Source organism: Mesorhizobium sp. M0119 (assembly GCF_040322615.1).
In the GTDB taxonomy this organism is placed as follows: Bacteria; Pseudomonadota; Alphaproteobacteria; order Rhizobiales; family Rhizobiaceae; genus Mesorhizobium.
Map to the genome: position 1 here is coordinate 29,272 of NZ_JAMYTU010000013.1, position 16,853 is coordinate 46,124.

At 63.1% G+C, this 16,853-nt stretch carries 12 protein-coding genes and 2 pseudogenes; 4 read left to right on the top strand and 10 right to left on the bottom strand.

Features of this window, described 5'->3' with window-relative positions; all coding sequences use genetic code 11:
* Positions 1 to 16 precede the first annotated feature (16 nt).
* The 10 genes and pseudogenes from NKJ40_RS14715 to NKJ40_RS14760 form a co-directional block, all read right to left on the bottom strand.
* Positions 17 to 919, bottom strand: coding sequence for a terpene synthase family protein (locus tag NKJ40_RS14715; RefSeq protein WP_352466637.1), 903 nt, complete (start codon positions 917 to 919; stop codon positions 17 to 19).
* Positions 916 to 2,466, bottom strand: coding sequence for a hypothetical protein (locus NKJ40_RS14720; RefSeq protein WP_352466638.1), 1,551 nt, complete (start codon positions 2,464 to 2,466; stop codon positions 916 to 918). Before NKJ40_RS14720 ends, NKJ40_RS14715 begins: the two co-directional genes overlap by 4 nt.
* 149 nt (positions 2,467 to 2,615) lie before the next feature.
* The gene (locus tag NKJ40_RS14725; RefSeq protein ID WP_352466708.1) at positions 2,616 to 3,608 is read right to left on the bottom strand and encodes a polyprenyl synthetase family protein; all 993 of its coding nucleotides are present in this window, start codon (positions 3,606 to 3,608) and stop codon (positions 2,616 to 2,618) included.
* A gap of 154 nt (positions 3,609 to 3,762) precedes the next feature.
* Positions 3,763 to 5,106, bottom strand: a complete 1,344-nt coding sequence (locus NKJ40_RS14730; protein WP_352466640.1) for a cytochrome P450 — start codon at positions 5,104 to 5,106, stop codon at positions 3,763 to 3,765.
* Positions 5,106 to 5,945: an SDR family oxidoreductase gene (locus NKJ40_RS14735; RefSeq protein WP_352466709.1), complete on the bottom strand. Its 840-nt coding sequence runs from the start codon at positions 5,943 to 5,945 to the stop codon at positions 5,106 to 5,108. The genes NKJ40_RS14730 and NKJ40_RS14735 overlap by 1 nt, the downstream gene beginning before the upstream one ends.
* Positions 5,946 to 6,113: 168 nt before the next feature.
* Positions 6,114 to 6,257 (bottom strand): annotated as a pseudogene (locus tag NKJ40_RS14740) (ferredoxin); the annotation flags it as partial.
* Positions 6,241 to 7,530, bottom strand: a complete 1,290-nt coding sequence (locus NKJ40_RS14745) for a cytochrome P450 (protein WP_352466641.1) — start codon at positions 7,528 to 7,530, stop codon at positions 6,241 to 6,243. The pseudogene NKJ40_RS14740 and the gene NKJ40_RS14745, both read right to left, overlap by 17 nt.
* A gap of 90 nt (positions 7,531 to 7,620) precedes the next feature.
* Positions 7,621 to 8,823, bottom strand: a complete 1,203-nt coding sequence (locus NKJ40_RS14750) for a cytochrome P450 (protein ID WP_352466642.1) — start codon at positions 8,821 to 8,823, stop codon at positions 7,621 to 7,623.
* Between the two features lie 153 nt (positions 8,824 to 8,976).
* Positions 8,977 to 9,170, bottom strand: a pseudogene (gene nifH, locus NKJ40_RS14755) (nitrogenase reductase); the annotation flags it as partial.
* A gap of 432 nt (positions 9,171 to 9,602) precedes the next feature.
* Positions 9,603 to 9,767 (bottom strand): hypothetical protein, encoded by a 165-nt coding sequence (locus tag NKJ40_RS14760; protein WP_156937376.1) that lies wholly within the window; start codon positions 9,765 to 9,767, stop codon positions 9,603 to 9,605.
* Positions 9,768 to 10,502: 735 nt separating this feature from the next.
* On the opposite strand from NKJ40_RS14760, the gene NKJ40_RS14765 reads away from it, so the two are divergent.
* The 4 genes from NKJ40_RS14765 (at position 10,503) to NKJ40_RS14780 (ending at position 16,850) form a co-directional block, all read left to right on the top strand.
* Positions 10,503 to 11,036: a peroxiredoxin gene (locus tag NKJ40_RS14765; RefSeq protein ID WP_352466644.1), complete on the top strand. Its 534-nt coding sequence runs from the start codon at positions 10,503 to 10,505 to the stop codon at positions 11,034 to 11,036.
* Positions 11,037 to 11,106: 70 nt separating this feature from the next.
* Positions 11,107 to 12,543, top strand: a complete 1,437-nt coding sequence (gene rpoN, locus NKJ40_RS14770; protein WP_352466645.1) for an RNA polymerase factor sigma-54 — start codon at positions 11,107 to 11,109, stop codon at positions 12,541 to 12,543.
* A gap of 57 nt (positions 12,544 to 12,600) precedes the next feature.
* Positions 12,601 to 13,818 (top strand): MFS transporter, encoded by a 1,218-nt coding sequence (locus tag NKJ40_RS14775; RefSeq protein WP_352466646.1) that lies wholly within the window; start codon positions 12,601 to 12,603, stop codon positions 13,816 to 13,818.
* Positions 13,819 to 15,236: 1,418 nt separating this feature from the next.
* Positions 15,237 to 16,850, top strand: coding sequence for an anti-phage dCTP deaminase (locus NKJ40_RS14780; RefSeq protein WP_352466647.1), 1,614 nt, complete (start codon positions 15,237 to 15,239; stop codon positions 16,848 to 16,850).
* Positions 16,851 to 16,853: the final 3 nt, after the last annotated feature.

Sequence of the window (16,853 nt, forward strand, 5' to 3'; positions counted from 1 at the left end):
GCCGTTTCCCGCGCGTTCAGGCCGGCGCACGCTGGCCTCCGCCCGCAGCGTCGCTGCGGTAGCGGCTGGTCGAGGTCTGGTAGTACCGCGCGCGGATGGCCGCCATGGCCTCGATCAACGGTGCCCACGGCGGGGGAAAGCGTTGTTGCGCCATCACCCCGTGCAGCATGCGCATATGGCCGGCCAGCTCGTCCTTGAGGAACTCCACCACAGGCATAGCCGGATAGCGCTGCAGCAGCAGGATCGCCGCGTTGTCTCCCTCGCCGGCCGACCTATCCTTTTCGCGTCCATGGAGATCGTTCTGCAAGCGCCCTATCGCGGAGATGAGCCGCAGGACTTGGCGAAACGCCGGACGCGCGCGCAAGGTCGCCATGTCCAGCCCCCACAGCAACGACAGGCAACAGAACACGTTCGTGTAGGCGATCGAATCGATGCCGTTGTGCAGGTACTCGGCGTAGGACCAGCGTTCCGCCCCTGCCGCCTGCGCGTGTCCGGCGCGCAGCGCCGCGCAGTAGCATCGGGTATCGTCGAGTAGCCGAGCATAGTCGCGACGATCGTAGGCGAGCGCGGCCAGCGAAGCGCGCAGCACAGCGCAGCCCTCGAATCCGGGGAGCGCGCACGGCACGCCCTGCCCCAGCGCCTGCTCCACCGCGGCGAGCTGCTCCGGCGCGATCAGGCCAAGGTCGTTGCAATCGTCGAGCCAGAACAGCAGCGCCAGTTCGCGATAGAACGCCACGATCAGCGTTTCGTCCTGCGGATCGCGGCCGGTGCGGGCGCTGGTGTCGCGCAGGCTCGGGTGGATGCGCTGCAGGATGTACTGGCCGCCCCTGACCGCTTCCACGGCATGCTCGTCGGCGAACCCGGTCAGCGAATGCCCCCACTCCAGCACCTGCTGCAGCGCGCGTTCGTTCTGGATCATGGCGCCGCTCCTGCTCCCTCGGCCAGGACGCGCCGCCCCCAACGGAGCGCCAGCCACAACCCGGCGAGTTCGGCCACGCGCACGACCCGGGTGGGGCAATACAGTTCCTTGCCGATCCACAGCGGCGTCTGCGGCAATGCATGCGCCGCATGGCGGGCGAGCATCCACTCCAGCGCACGCGCCACCGCCTGCGCGATGCGCCGGCGCCCTGTCGGCTCTTCGCTCCCGTCCATCACGTGCAACGCGAACAGTGCATAGGCGGTTTCCTCGAATGTGGACGCGCGACCGGCGCCCCAGCCGCCGTCGTCGCGCTGCGCCTGCAGCAGCGCCGCCAGCGCGCGCTCGTCGCGCCACTGGGGCTTGCCTTGCGCCAGCGCAGCGACCGCATGCGCGGTGGGATACAGCCACGAAACGTGCCATTTCTCGTTGTCCCATAGACCGTGCGGGTTGCGATTGGCCTCGACGTAGGCGCTGGTGCCGGCGGCGGGCTTTCCCAACATTCGCAACGCATGCAGGGCATGGATGTTGGTCGACACCGAGGCATTGCGCTCGCCGGGAAAGGTGACGAACAGCTCGCCGATTTCGAAATGGCGCAACGCATCGACCGCCGGGTCGCGGCCTGCAAGGCGCAGGACGCACATCGCAACGGCGGTGTCGTCCGCATCGGCCGCGAAGTGCAAGGCCGGGCCCAGACCGCGCACGCCCAGGTGGGCGTCGAGCTGCGCGACGATCACTTGCACCGCCTCGGCGAGCGCGGGATGCGCGAACAGACCGGCCAGATGCAGGGTGTACAGCGACCAGCATGGCTCGAACACATTGATCGACCAGACGTTGGGAACGACACCTTCGATGCCGCTGCGCGTCGCCCGCGATGCCGCCTGCAGATACGCGTCGGCGCGCCCGACCTGCGGCGTGTTCCCCTGTGTCACGGCGCGCGCACGCCACGCGGCGGTGGCCGCCGGACTGATGCCGATGCTGCCGTCGTCATCCGGGCATGCGGTGGTCGGCGACGTCCCCCAGGCTTCCCAGGAGTGCAGCAACGGATGGCCGCTCGGCAACGTCCCCACCGCCCCCACCTTGACCAGGCACGCTTGCCGCAACGGCAACAGCGCCGGGTGGCGCGGAAACGCCACGCCGCCCAGCAAGGATGCGGCCTCGCCGCACAACTGCGGCAGGATCAGCTCCGCGCCGATCGGCGCGTCTTCCGGCACCGCATGCACGTAGGGATCGGGCTGGCGCTCGAGGAACCGGGTTGCAGCCTGGACTGCGTCGGCAGCGCCTGGAACAGGATCGGCACGCTGCAATGCCAGCAACGCCGCCCACGTGGGCGCATGGCGGAACAGCGGGAAGTCCGCGCTTCCCCATCCGCCATCGGCCTGTTGCTGCGCGATGAGCCACGCGTATGCGTCCTGCCGACCGGTGACGGTGCCGTGGAACTGCAGAGCTCGCGCCGTGTCGTAGACGGACGGACCGACGCTGCCGCCGTCGCTCATCTCGCTCAACAGGTGGCGCAATTCGGAAAGGATCTGTTCGGACAGCGCGTTCACGCCGGATGTTCCTTCTTCAGACGGTTGACGAGGACCAGGATCGGGCAACCGCTGCGATCGGCGCCGCGGACTCGGACAAAGAGCAGCATGCACCGCTGCCGCCGGCCGATCGCAGCAGCACAGGGGCGAGTCCATGCGGACGGGCGCGCTCATGCGTATGGCGCGGACAGATACACGTTGGCCCGCTGCAGCATCTGCGCCAACCGTTCCGCACGCGGCCCCAGCGGGACGATGGCTTCCCCGGCGTCGCGCAACAAATCCAGCGCGAACTGGCGCGCTGCCTGCAGCCCCATGATCGACGCGCAGGTCGGCTTCTGCGCCGCCGCGTCCTTGCCGGGGGTCTTGCCCAGCGTCGCGGCATCCGCTGTCGCGTCGAGAATGTCGTCGATCACCTGCAACGCCAGCCCGAAACAGGCGGTGTACCGATCGAGCGCACAGTACAGCGCAGCGTGCGCGGCATCCTCCGCGATGGAGCATAGCGCGCCAATGCGAACGGACGCGCGCACTAGCGCTCCGCTCTTCATCCGGTGCATCGCCACGATCCTGTCCAGCTCGGCGTGCTTTCCGACCAGCGACAGATCCATGGCCTGCCCGCCTGCGGCACCCTCGGCGGACACGGCCTGCGCCAGTTCGCGCACGAGCGCGATACGGTTGTCGCCCGGCGCATCCAGGCTCGCCAGGGTCAGGAAGGCGTGCGCCTGCAGCGCATCGCCGACCAGGATCGCAGTGGCTTCGCCGAACTTGACGTGCACGGTCGGAAGGCCGCGGCGAAGCACGTCGTCGTCCATCGCGGGCAGGTCGTCGTGGACCAGGGTACAGGCGTGCATCATCTCGATGGCGGCGCCGACGTCGTCGAGCATGTGCGCCGGCGTGTCGGCTAGTGCGCCGGCAGCCAGACAGAGCAAGGCGCGGGTGCGCTTCCCGCCATGCAAGGTGGCGTAGCGCATCGCCGCCATCAGCTCGGTCTCACCGTCGTCTTCGGCGCAGAGAAGACGCGCCAGCGCCTGTTCGACCCGCTTTGCGCCGTCCTGCATCCAGATCTCCGGCAGCAGCCTGCCGGATGCGCCGCGCGCCTGCGCGCCCAATCCGCGGAGCGCGGAAACGCCAGTTCGGTCGTCGTGTAGCGTGGAACCGGTCTGCATGTTTTTCATGTCCTTGTACCTGACACGAGATGGCCACAGCGAGCGCCAAGCCGCAGCGGTGTTGCCGGCGTCGCACCGAGCGCGTGCGCTGAGTGCAGCAATGCCGCGCCTCGCCGGCGCCGCTGCCTCGCCACACGGGGCATGCGATGCCAGCTCATGAGAAGCCTATGCGGATTGCCATGGACGGATGTGCGGTCGGGTAATACCGCCGGCCTTTTTCGACGCCGCTCAGCAACCGCGGCCGCACCCCGGCCTTGTGCATGATCAGCGCCAAGGCGATGCAGAACTGCACCATTTCCAGCCATACCAGGTGGTAGCCGATGCAGACGTGTGGGCCGGTACCGAACTGCAGCATGTCCACCGGCCGGATCGGCTCCGTGCGTTGCAGCCACCGTGCCAGGCGGAACTGATCAGGCGCCTCGTGCAGCAGCGCCGAGGTCGAGAAATGCAGCAGCGGGATGCACAGATGGGCGCCCGCGGGAATGCGCCGTTGGCCGAGTTGCAATTCCTGCAGGGCACGACGCGGCAGGAGCGTGGTCGCCGGATGCAGGCGCAGCGTCTCGCGGAACAGCGCCTCGGCGACCGGACACTCCGCCAGGTCCGCGTGCCGGGTCGGCACCGCGCCCACGCGTTGCGCCTCCTCGACCAGGGCGTCCCACAGCACAGGCTGCCGCGCCAGCTCGATCACCATCCAGGCCATCGTCGAGGCAGTGGTGTCGTGACCGGCAAGCAGCAGCAAGCGGATATTGGCGACCAGGACGTCATCGGAAAGCGCATCGTCGCTGCGGTCGAAGGCGCTCACCATGTCGTTGATCAACCCGGTGCGCGCGGCATGCGCGCGCGCGTCGCGGACGAACTGGCGCAACTGCGCGTCGATCCAGTCGCGGGCGGCGCGGCCTCGCCGCAAGGGCAGTCCGGGCAGGTCGACCGGTGGCGCGACGATCAACTGCAGCAGTTGCCGGTATTTGCGATGCCATCCCGGCAGGTCCTGCGCGGGGATTCCCATGAGGCTGAAGATGAGCTTGAGCATCAGGTCGCCGGTTTCGCGCAGGATGGTTACGTCGCCGCGCTCGCGCCATGCCTGCACCCGCGCCCAGATGACGGGCGCGAACAGGTCGCCGATGCCGGCCTGGGTTAGCCCCTTGGGCAGGAACGCCGCCTTGATCGCATCGCGCGCTTGCCGGTGCGCGCCGCCGTCCTGGGCAACCAACGTTCCGCCAAGCAATTCGGGCGCGATCTCTTCGATCAGCGCCGAGGACACGTCCTTGTGCCGGAGCAGTGCGAACGCATCCGGATGCACGCAGGTCATCAGGTGTCCGGCAGGGCCGAAATCCAGCCAGAAGTGGCTGCCCAGCGTCCGTTCTGCGCGTTGCAGCAGGCGCGGCAGGTCGCAGACAATGGCGGGAAGATGCCCGACCAGGGGGAAAGCGCCAGGCATGACCGGGATGTCGCATCGCAGCCGGTGCCGACGGTTGAGTGGGTTGAGCAGCATGTCCATCAGCAGCGCGCCGCCGCCGATTCGGTGTCGCCGGCAGGGCGCGCGGCGCAGCTGTTGCCGCCGTCGGCGTATGTCGGCACATGCGCCAGCATGCCGCCATCGATGCACACGACTTGGCCGGTGATGAACGCAGCATCGTCGGAGAGCAGGAACGCCACGAGGGCGGCCACGTCCTCGGGGCGGCCGACGCGCGGCAGGAGCTGGTGCCGGCGCAAGTGCCGTTGCATGCACTCGTCCAGCTTGGCGAGGAGACGCTCTGTCATGACGAGACCCGGCGCAACCGCGTTGCAGCGGATCTGCGCATGACCGTATTGGGTGGCGAGCGAAGCCGAGAGCATGTTCATCGCCGCCTTCGACGCGGCGTAGGACGTCTGCGCCGTGTCACCGCTGAGCCCCTGGCACGACGACATGTTGACGATCGCGCCACCGCCGCGGGCGATCATACGTGGGATGGCCTGCCGGCAGCAGAGCAGCGTGCCGCGCAGATTGGTCGCGATGGTCTGGTCCCAGACTGCCAGGTCTAGGTCAAGGATCGCGCGGTCGCGCGGGGTCAGATGCATGGCGCTCGCATTGTTCACCAGCAGGTCGACCCCCCCGAAGTGACGCTCCGCCGTCTCGAACAGCGCTGCCACCGCCTGCTCATCGGCGATATCCATGGCTATGGGCAGCGCGTGGCCTGCTTCGGCCGCGATCTGCGCGGTGCAGCCGATGGCCGCCGAGCCATCAATGTCGGCCACCACCACTCTGCCGCCTCCGCGCGCGATGGCGAGAGCGCATGCCTTGCCGATGCCGGCGCCGGCGCCGGTCACCACGGCCACCTTGCCTTCAAACCGTCCCATCGTGTCTCCTGAATTGCATTGGTCCTTCGCGGCATGCCGCTGGGCCTGCGCCGGAGAAGGCGCAGGGTCGGCGCTGGGGCGCTCGTCATCGCCAGCGTCGCTTTCGATGACCCGAATGGCGGCGACCGGGCACTGGTTGGCCGCAAGCCGCACGGCGGCGTGCAGCGCCTGCGGGACCGTCGCCACGCACACTTCGGCCACGCCGTCCGGTTCGCGCTGGCGAAAGGTGCCCGGCAGCGTCAGCACGCACTGCCCGGTAGTTCCGCACAGATCCTGATCGACCAGGACGCGCATCTCAGCCCTCCTGCCCATGCAGCCGCACCGGCAGCGCGCGGAACGTCCTAAGGAACGCGGAGGGCTCCCGGGTCGGCTGCTCGGCCAATGCCAGCGTGGGGAAGCGCGCCTGGATCCGCGGCAGGCTCTCGGCCAACTGCACTCGGGCCAGTTGCGCACCCAGGCAGAAGTGGATGCCGTGGCCGAAGGTCAGCATAATCTTCCCGTCGATCGACATGCCAGGACTGGTGCCGTAGAACCGCACGGGATCGAAGCGGTCGGCATCGGCGAAGGCGTCCGGGTCGCGATTGCCGGCCGCGATCAGCACGCGCACGTCCGCGTTCTTCGGGATCACCACGCCGCCCAGTTCGATGTCGCGCTGGGCGATACGCGGAATGGAGCTGAACATGGCGGGCGCGTCGTAGCGCAAGGCTTCTTCGACGAATGCCTTCACCCCCACGGCATCTCCCTTCAGCCAGTGCCGCTGTTCGGGATACGCCAGCATCGCCAGGACCGCATGGCCGATGGCCGCGGCAGTGGTGGCGAAGCCGCCCAGCAGCATGCCCCAGAGCATGCTGATCAATTCCGCATCCGACAGCATCTCGGCATCGTCGTCGTGTGCGCCAACCAGCATTGACACGATGTCGTGGCGGGCATCGGTGCGCTTGCGCTGTATGAGGTCGCCGAAGTAGGCCTGCACCCTGGCGCTGGCCGCGTCCCCCGCAGCGAGTTGGGGATCGCTGGCGTGCGGGCTCAGGCCTTCCAGAATGGCGCTGATGCCGGTGACGAGCCCGAGAATGTCGTCCGGGGGCATGCCGAACAGTTCGCCGAAAACCAGCATGGGCAAGGCCAGCGCGAATTCCTGATGCAGGTCCACTGCCTCCCCGCGCTCCAGTGCGGGCGCCATGCCGTCCAGGCGCGCTGTGACAATGCGAGCGATGGTCGGCCTCAGGTTGTCGATCCGGCCGATGGTGAAATCGCGCGAGATCAGCCGGCGCAGACGCGTATGCGTTGGAGGTTCCTTCATCGCTAAAGTGGACGCCAGCAAACTTAGCGACAGGCTGGTCGCCGCACGCGGGAAATAGCGCGCCAGTTCGCCTGGCGCCGGCCCCCGAAAAGCATCGCCCGTGGCCTTGAGCGCCCAGTAGATGTCGGCGTGGCGGCTCAACAGAAAGAGGCCCGACGCCGCGCGATGTACCGGATCGTGCTCGCGCAACCACCGCATGAATGGGTACGGGTCCTGAATGCACGCTGGCGACGCCAGTTCGGCGAAGGCATCCCGGCATGCTGCCGTGGTTTCTTGCACGTCCATCTTGGTTACCTGTTGGCTGGCTGATCTGACCGGCGCGCCAGGCGCGCCGGCAATTTGGAGAACATCGCGATTCCTGGTGGCGTGCGCGCATCACCAGAGCACCGGGAACTCCTCGAACCCGCCAGTGATGATCTCCTTGCGCAACTTCAGTTCTTCGGGCGCCACGGCCAGGCGCAGCGCGGGAAAGCACTGGAAGATCGAACCGAACACCGCCTTGAGTTCCAGCCTGGCCAGCGCCAAGCCGATGCAGTTGTGCGGCCCGTAGGAGAACGCCAGGTGCGGGTTTTCGTCGCGTCCGATGTCGAAGATTTCCGGGTCGTCGAAATGGCGCACATCGAACGACGTCGCCGGCAGGCCGACAAGCACCTTGCTCTCCGCAGGAATATCCACGCCCGCGATGGTCACGTCGGTCCTCGGATAGCGCATGATGCCGTCCCAGCCCGCGCCCGGCGGGTACATGCGCAGGATTTCCTCCACCGCCTTGTCCACCAGGGATGGATCGCCGACCAGGCGTTCGCGCTGTTGCGGATGGCGGAACATGGCCAGCAGGCCGAATTCGATCTGCGCGACGGTGCTCTCGTGCCCCGCCACCAGCATGCCCGTCGCCAGGCCGATCGCCTCTTCCTCGGTCGCCTTGCCCTGGTCGACCGCCGCGAGCAGATCCGTCAGCAGGTTGTCGCCAGGATCCTGGCGCTTGTCCCGCATCTTGCCGCGAATGTAGGCGCGCAGTTCTTCCCAGGCCAAGCGCGACGCGCTGCGCGGGCCGCTTTCATGCTGGTGCGTCATCACCTCGTCGGACAGCCCGGCGAAAAAGGCGTGATCCTCGTAGAGCACGCCCATCAGCGCGCTGATGACCATGGCCGGAAGTGGAAAGGAGAGGTGGCGCCGCAGGTCGGCGGGCTGGGGCTGGGCCGCCAGTGCCTCGAACAACTGCGCGGCGATCACCTCGACTTGCTGCGCGAGCAGCTTCACCCTGTGGTTGCTGAAGGCCGGCGCCACGATCGTGCGTAACCGGGCATGCTCGCCCCCCTCGTGCGAGACCAACCACCCCGGCGATCCGAGAATCACCGAATCCGGGGTGAATGTCGCCGGCGGCATTCCCGAGGGCCGGAACGCCGCGTCGGACAGCACCGCCTTGGCTTCATCGTAGCCTGTCACCCACCAGCCTTCGTGCCCGGACGGGAAGCGCACGCGGTGGATCGGACCGTTGGCGCGTTGCGCCAACATCTCGGGCGAGGGCTCGATGTGATCGACGCGCCACATCGGCAGCGTCGGCAAGGGTTGTTCGGACATGGTGGCACTTGATCTCTAAGCGATGGAAGGGCGGGAGGTGACCGGCAGGCGCTGCGGGCAGCGAATGGCTTAGGAAGGCATGTAGACGACGTCCTCCGCAGCGTAGCCCGATTCGATTATCAAGGTCGGCCAACGTGTAACTGCCTAGGCATACCGCGCGGCGAGATGCAGAACGTTATCCTGCGCCTTCGAGTTCAGGATAAGGCGAGTGTGGCGGGCCTTTGAGTCGCAGCCGGCCATCAAGATTTCCTGCGCAAGGGTCGACAAGGGCGGCGAGCCTGTTTGGTAGGGGGCGGTTTCGCCGAGGCCCCCTTCCCATAGAATGCTATCTGATGCGGATTTGACATTTTGCTTTTCTTTCTTCGTTCCATCGATCGCGGTGCCATCCACGAAAGGAAGGTCGGTCGGCAGCTCCCGGCCCGCAACGAAGGAGCTTCAAAACTCGTGCCAATTTGGCCGACCCAGCAGAAGAAAAAAATTGTGATTGCTTTTCATCGGGTTAGCCTGAGGCCAGACAAGAGCTCGGCGAAATAGGCCGGTGTCGCGGGCCAACAAAGGCGACAGAACAGTGTCGGATAGTACGCCTCGGCGACCTTTCGGTCGGGCTTGCGACATTCTGGTCCAGTTTCGAACATAAGAGGGTGGCAAATAGACACGATTGGGGAATTCGATCCTTACGGAGTCAGGCGCTTGCCGAAGCGCGCGCCCATGGTTGCTGCGACAGGCGCATGTTCGCGAAAGCCGAGCCTGCGCACGCAAGAACACGTTTGCGGCAGACGCTACGAAATCGCTGCAGTGCCCGCCGGTGTGAGGTAGGGCATCGGCTCGGCTTTCGGTTCGTCTTTGTCCAGCCGGTGCGGAAGCGCCGCATATCCGCACCATACAGCACCCTTGTCGAGCGTGCTGACGAGGCGGTTATAGGGCGCGCCCGGTCTTGAAGACACGGTCCTCCCAAGAAAAAGGATCGCTCCAAAAGCATCTCTATTTGAAATGGCACGCCGCTTGCTGCTCCTGGTCAGAGCCCATCAAAACACGATGAAAGCGACTTGCGCCATGCCCGACACGCGAAGCTCTAGACCGTGGCCTGAGGAGACGGTGCCTGTTCCCGCTGAACATCGGTACATCATCTCCTCCGGAGGTCCCTCCTCGGCAGCCGCTTTGCGCACGGCTGGTCCGATGGCGGCACGCCAACACATGGCGCTCGCGCAATTGCCGTCTACCGGTTCTGATCAGCATGTGAGTGCCCAACAGCCCCATCAAAGAGCCACCGAAGCCAAGGTCGGCGGGTCACTGGCAAACTTCGACAATACGCCTAAACAGCTCAGTAACGCGGGTCTCTTGCGTGAAGTCACATTTGAGGCCTCCACACGCGTTCGATATTGGCTACTTCGGGCCCGCTATCACTTTGTCCCGGGCACGAGCGCGAGCGATGGATGCCGCTTCCGGCGCCATAGCCGTGGAAAGATTGCCCCAGCGGCTCGACAGCCTCCACTTGCTCAGATCGATGGCGTTCGGGTGACGAAGACCAGCAGCCAGCACGTTCCCCTACATCGGGATGGAAAAAGGAGGGTGCGAGCCGCGAGGGCCTCATTTCATACCCGGCATACGAGCCTTTGCTCGGTATTGCGCCAGCCTCTGCCAGAATCCGGCGCGCCAGTTTTTTCCTGAGGAGCAAGTTGATGACCGTTCAAAAGAAGGTTCCCTTCGTCACCTTTCTCACGCGTGTTCGCGATGAGTCAGTCCAGGGCCCAAATCCATATCGCTGGGAAGAAAAGACATCTGACGACTACTTTGCCGGCAAGCGCGTCATCCTGTTCTCGCTGCCTGGCGCCTTCACTCCGACCTGCTCGACCTACCAACTGCCCAATTTCGAAGAGCTCTATGATGAGTTTGAGAAGGAGGGAATTGACGCGATTTACTGCGTCTCCGTCAACGATGCCTTCGTCATGAATGCGTGGGGGAAGTCCTTGGGCCTGCAGAAGGTCGAGCTCATCCCCGATGGCTCAGGCGAGTTCACACGCAAGATGGGCATGCTGGTCGCCAAGGACAATCTCGGCTTCGGGATGCGCTCCTGGCGCTACGCCGCCCTGATCAACAATGGCGTGGTGGAGCAGTGGTTCGAGGAGGAAGGTTTCTCCGACAACTGCGAGGCCGACCCCTATGGCGTCTCATCCCCGCAAAACGTTCTCGAAACGCTGAAAGCCGCCGCATGACCTAGAAAACGTCTCACTGGTGCCATTGCCCGCCCCAAGAGGCTCCCTCGACAGGATTATCGCGCTCACCATGCAATCCTCAGCAAGCCTGCTTCAGCGCCAGAAGCAATCCATGGTCGCATCGCCTCAACTCATTGAGTCGATTCGCTTGCTGCAACTGGCGCATACTGAACTGCATCAGTTCGTGGAGCGGGAAATCGAGAAGAACCCGCTCTTGGAATCTGCGTCAAACGATGGCGGGCCTTTTGGCGATGTTTCGATTTCGGGAGCGGATCAGCGTGTCGGCCCACGCGCAAACGCCGTTGACGGACCGACCGGGGCCGGCTCGCCTGAACGGCTCGGGCAATGGAAATCACTTCGCAACACGACCAACAACCCGCCGGGTAATGGCCCTTCCCTCGACGAGTTTGCCAGCCTCGCCGAGACATTGCACGACCATGTCGCTCGTCAGATCGCCCTCACTGCGTTCACACCACAGGAGCGGCTGATCGCTGGCCAGCTTGCCGCCGATCTGGAAGACACTGGCTATCTTCGGGCAAACCTTTTGGAGCTGGCCGAGAGCCTGAATGTCCGGGAGGCTGATGTGGAACGGGTTCTCGGAACCTTGCAGCACTTTGATCCACCGGGAATTTTTGCGCGAACTCTCGGAGAATGCCTCGAAATCCAGTTACGCCAGCGAGACCGGTTCGACCCGGCAATGGCAGCTTTGGTTGCCAATCTTGAAATGCTTGCGCGACGCGATTTTCAGGCACTGAAGCAGCATTGCGGCGTCGATGAAGACGACCTTCTCGACATGATGCATGAGATTCGGGCGCTCGATCCCAAGCCTGGAAACAGATTCCAAACCGGTGCGTCTGAATCAATCATACCCGACGTCTGGGTCACGCCCTCGCCGGAAGGCGGGTGGCAGATCGAACTTGATCCGGCCACACTGCCCAAGCTGCTGATCAACCAAACCTACTATGCCGAAGTGTCGCGTCAAACTGTCCAAAATTCGAAAGATCAAGCATTTCTCAACGAATGCTTGCAAAACGCGAACTGGCTAATCCGCAGCCTCGATCAGCGCGCCAAGACGATTGTTAAGGTTGCCGCTGAAATCGTGCGCCAGCAGGATGCCTTTTTGGAACATGGCGTCGCCCACCTGCGGCCTCTCAATCTCAGAACCGTCGCTGACGCGATCGGCGTGCACGAGTCGACGGTAAGCCGGGTGACCTCGAACAAGTACATGCTTACCCCGCGCGGAGTCTTCGAACTCAAGTATTTTTTCACCGTCGCGATCGCGTCCTGCCAAGGCGGCGATGCGCACTCCGCCGAAGCTGTCCGCCATCGGATCAAAGCGATAATTGCCGCAGAATCTCCCGGCGACGTGCTTTCCGACGATGACATCGCTGTCCGGCTGAAGGAAACCGGCATCGATGTTGCGCGCCGCACCGTCACAAAATATCGCGAAGCAATGAACATCCCCTCCTCCGTGCAACGCCGCCGCGAAATGCGCTTGTGTCTTTAATGTGGGTCAAGGCAGCCAACCTCATGTTGCAGTGCATCCAAAGTGGAGACTTCGTTCATGACCCGATCCGCGGCAGGCGTCATGGACGCTGTTCTGCACGACCCAGAAAAGCCCGACCAACCGTCTGGTCCCGCATGGGGTGCGGTCATTTCGCTTTCCTTGGGCACCTTCGGGTTGGTGACGGCAGAGTTTCTGCCTGTCAGCCTGCTCACGCCCCTCGCGCATGATCTCGGTGTCACCGAGGGTGCGGCTGGACAGGCGATGACGGCGACCGCTATCGTCGGGGCGATCTCGGCGCCGACGGTGGCCATCATCACAAAGCGCCTGGACCGCAGGATCGTCATGTGGGCGATGACGCTGCTGCTGATCCTGTCGGACGTTCTGGCGGCCGGCGCGTGGTCGCTGGCGGTTCTCCTGACTGCACGCGTCGTGCTCGGCATAGCGCTCGGAGGCTTTTGGTCGATGTCGGCATCACTGGCGATGCGGCTCGTTCCAAGCCACCTCCTGCCGCGCGCGATGTCGATCATCCTCACCGGCGTTTCCGTCGCTACCGTTTGCGCAGCTCCAATCGGCGCTTATGTCGGCGATATTTGGGGATGGCGAAGCGCCTTCATGCTCGCCGCAGCCTTCGGCGCCGCTACACTGCTAGTGCAACTCATAACCATTCCGAGGCTGCCTCCGGTCGGAGTGGCTAGCTTCCGCAGCCTGCTGGATGTGGCCAAGATTCCGATGGTCAAGGTCGCGCTTTTGGTCGTCCTGCTGGTCGCTTCCGGCCACTTCGCCGGAATCACCTATATCCGCGCCTTCCTCGAGAAGGTTCCCGCGCTGGATGTCGACACGATCTCGCTTGTGTTGCTTGCTTTTGGCATCGGCGGATTCTTCGGCAATTTGGCCGGCGGGCTTCTGGCCGAGTACAGTCTCAAGGCAGTCGCGGCCCTTGCCCCGCTGCTCATAGCGATAGCCGCTGTTTCGCTGCTGACGGCGGGAGCATCGGCCTCGGGCTCGGCGATTGCGGTTGCCGCGTGGGGCTTTGCCTTCGGCGCGGTGCCAGTGGGATTGCAGACGTGGATGGTGCGGCGCGCCGTTCCCGAGCAGGCCGAAAGCGCCGGTGTGCTGATGGTCGTAGCGTTCCAAGTGGCAATCGCAGCCGGCGCGATTTTCGGCGGACTATTGGTGGACAATGCCGGGATTACCAGTGCCATTGCCTACAGTGCTGTTGCCACGTTCCTCGCCGCCCTGACAGTGTTCCTGCTCGGCCCGAAGCGCGAAACCTAGACCGCCTGACAGAAGAGGCCTCAGCAGCGCAGCGGGACGCGAGATGCAATCGCATGCACGGCGCGGCGCGATCCTCCGCATGATTACGCATGGTCAGCGCAAGAGCGCAAGCGCCTCGCCGGCTTCACCTCCGGGCCATGGCGACCTTCGCCGCCAGACACGCGAATCTCGCTGGCACCGGTTCCACTTGGCGACGATGAGCGCTGCCAGCGCGTTGCTGGCGGTCATATCCTTGACGACAAGCCGGCATTCTGGGCGAGCGACAGCTACGCGCCGGCCATGCCCGTCAGAACGCCGGTGACTCGCCACCGGGCGGCTTGGCGACCAGCTTTGGCTCCATCGGCGGAATGAACTCGAGCCGGCGGGCGCCGGGCTGCAGCAACAAAAACGTCGATTTTTCATCGCGTACATACGGCCAGACAAAAAGCCCGGCGTGCTCCCTCCGCCATATCAATCGATTTTATCCGAGGTGTCACATCCGGGTAATCTAGCGGCTTCTAATGAAACCGGCTAAGGGGAGCGCGGATTTGGGGGAACTTTTCGTGAATAGCCAAAAAGATGCAGAGCGTATCCTTGCCGAAATGTCGATCGCACAGGCGATTTACGATGCCATTTGCGAGATGAACGGATCTTCGTACAGGCAAGACAAAGCACCTTTGCGGTGGGACACTTCGTCAGGCCAACCGTTGAGCCTAATGAGTATTGACGGCTTTTTCGAATTGCGGGAACTCGCTAGGCGCATAGCGTCGAAGATCGACACGCCTGCGCTCATCAGTCTCCAAAGACACACCTCGCAGTCATCAAAAAAGATTGACTTCCACTAGGTAGAAACTGCGCTCGCGCTGCGACGTGCCTCTGGTCTGAGCGCCGACAAAACCCGGCGATCGGGAACCGCCCGCCGCACCTTTCGGCACGGCGGGTGATCAGTCGTTCACCAGGCACGGGGGTGTGGGCGGGGTGGTGTGCCCGGTGCACGTGATCGTAGAACCTATGCTCATAGGCGGCTGCGTCTACCAACCGGCAGTTGGAATGTTTCGACAGCTTGCCTGGCACGACCGCGGCTCGATCAAAAACCATCAACGATCGGAGTAGCGTTCCTAGTTCATCGCCACGCAAAAACCCGCCGCAACTTGGATGCGGCGGGCTGGTCGATATCACGAACTCATTTCGTCTTTGGCAGCGCGCTGGATACAGAACGAATTACAAAAGGGCCGCGAAGCTCCTGCGGGCGGCTGCTCAGCGATTTTGCAACCAACCGAAGACTATTTTGGAGCTCACTCGAGTGCTGCTTCACTGTACCGTGTGCCACCGACGCTCCTTTAAAACTCTCAGCCATGATTGATTCCTCCGCGATTCCGATTAATGAATCCTTCCGGTCCTACGAACAAGCGATTTGTTGGGCTCGGGGGGGAAAAGTGATGATTGTATCCGGCGCGGAAGTCCGCGACTCCACCGACTGGCCAGAATTGGTCTTCGGGTTGGTGGGGCCTATTGGGGTCGACATGAACATCGTCACGCGCAAACTTGAAGAAGCCTTGGTTTCGGTAGGATATCGTCCGCAGGTCATAAGACTGACTGGTCTCATGAAGGATATAGCTGTGGACGGGGGTGAAGTCGCCGACGGCGGCGATCCAGTGAGCCACTATCAATCACGAATCCAATACGCAAATGCGGTGCGTTTAAAATGCGCCAACGATGCTGCTTTGGCCGCTCTTGCCATAAATGACATCCGACGGTTGCGTTCTGTCCACTGGGGACCCGATCACCCTTCTGCTCAACCTCAGCGACTACCTGTCGAAAAGAGCGCTTACATCCTGCGACAGTTGAAAAGAGCCGAGGAGATATTGCTGCTCCGGAAGGTTTACGGACGCAAGTTCATTCAGATTTCGGTGCACCTCAGTGAGAAGGAAAGGCGCAAGAATCTGGAGCGGACCATCGCGCTAAGCAATCCTAATCTGAGCCCAAGCAGTTGTGCTGAAGCGGCCGAAACTCTCGTTGAGACAGATATGTACGAGCGTTCCGACGTGCATGGGCAACGGATTGAAGAGGTGTTCCATATGGGAGATACTTTTATTCATGGGCGAAACGAAGAGAGTATCTCTCGAACCATCGACCGTTTTGTTCAGGCTTTTTTTGGAAAAAACTCGATCAGCCCAAACAAAGATGAGTATGGGGCATACATGGCTGCCTCCGCATCTCTTCGTTCGCTGGACCTTGCACGCCAGGTCGGGGCGGCAGTGTTTTCTTCCAAAGGGGAAATTATTGCGTTGGGCTGCAACGAGGTGCCGAAATTTGGTGGCGGCACCTATTGGACCGAAGACGATGATCCCCATAGGGACTATGATGATGGGGTCGACGTAAATCGAACCGAAAAGAACCGAATTATTTTCAACTTCCTTCGAACTTTGGAGGAGGCATCCGTTTTGAAGGATGGCGCAACAGCCGAAGCGCTTTATGCCGACTCGGCCGTCCGGAAGCGAATTAAGGCAGCCTCGATTTCCGATATCACGGAATTCGGGAGAATGACCCATGCCGAGATGACGGCACTCTGCGATGCGGCGCGCTTGGGTCGGCCAACAGGCGGCGCGACCATCTTTGTCACAACCTTTCCATGCCACAACTGCGCGAAGCACATAATTGCATCAGGTTTAAAGCGGGTTGTGTTCATCGAACCGTACCCAAAAAGTAAGGCCCTGGAGTTTCACGAGGACTCTGCTGTCCTTGATGAAAAGAATGAACGACGCGTTTTATTTGAGCATTTCGTGGGTATTTCGCCCCGCAGGTATCGAGACATATTTGAAAAAGGTTCGAGACGCTCTGCTGATGGGAAAGTTGCTGAATGGTACAAAGGAGAGCCTATGCCTTTGCTCGAAGATAAAGGCCCGTCGTACATTTACGATGAAGAGTCCGCTATATACTCCTCCCTAATAGCAGTGGCTGAGGAGCTAGGTATAGTGGTCAAATCAGAGCAGTCCGAGTCGGATGAAATCGACAAGACGACAGCAGACACAGAAAATATTGCGGCCCAGTGACCC

Coding starts and splice junctions, on each gene's coding strand:
- NKJ40_RS14715 (WP_352466637.1), bottom strand. CDS start 919: ATGATCCAGAACGAACGCGCGCTGCAGCAGGTGCTGGAGTGGGGGCAT.
- NKJ40_RS14725 (WP_352466708.1), bottom strand. CDS start 3,608: ATGCAGACCGGTTCCACGCTACACGACGACCGAACTGGCGTTTCCGCG.
- NKJ40_RS14730 (WP_352466640.1), bottom strand. CDS start 5,106: ATGGACATGCTGCTCAACCCACTCAACCGTCGGCACCGGCTGCGATGC.
- NKJ40_RS14735 (WP_352466709.1), bottom strand. CDS start 5,945: ATGGGACGGTTTGAAGGCAAGGTGGCCGTGGTGACCGGCGCCGGCGCC.
- NKJ40_RS14745 (WP_352466641.1), bottom strand. CDS start 7,530: ATGGACGTGCAAGAAACCACGGCAGCATGCCGGGATGCCTTCGCCGAA.
- NKJ40_RS14750 (WP_352466642.1), bottom strand. CDS start 8,823: ATGTCCGAACAACCCTTGCCGACGCTGCCGATGTGGCGCGTCGATCAC.
- NKJ40_RS14765 (WP_352466644.1), top strand. CDS start 10,503: ATGACCGTTCAAAAGAAGGTTCCCTTCGTCACCTTTCTCACGCGTGTT.
- rpoN (WP_352466645.1), top strand. CDS start 11,107: ATGCAATCCTCAGCAAGCCTGCTTCAGCGCCAGAAGCAATCCATGGTC.
- NKJ40_RS14775 (WP_352466646.1), top strand. CDS start 12,601: ATGACCCGATCCGCGGCAGGCGTCATGGACGCTGTTCTGCACGACCCA.
- NKJ40_RS14780 (WP_352466647.1), top strand. CDS start 15,237: ATGATTGTATCCGGCGCGGAAGTCCGCGACTCCACCGACTGGCCAGAA.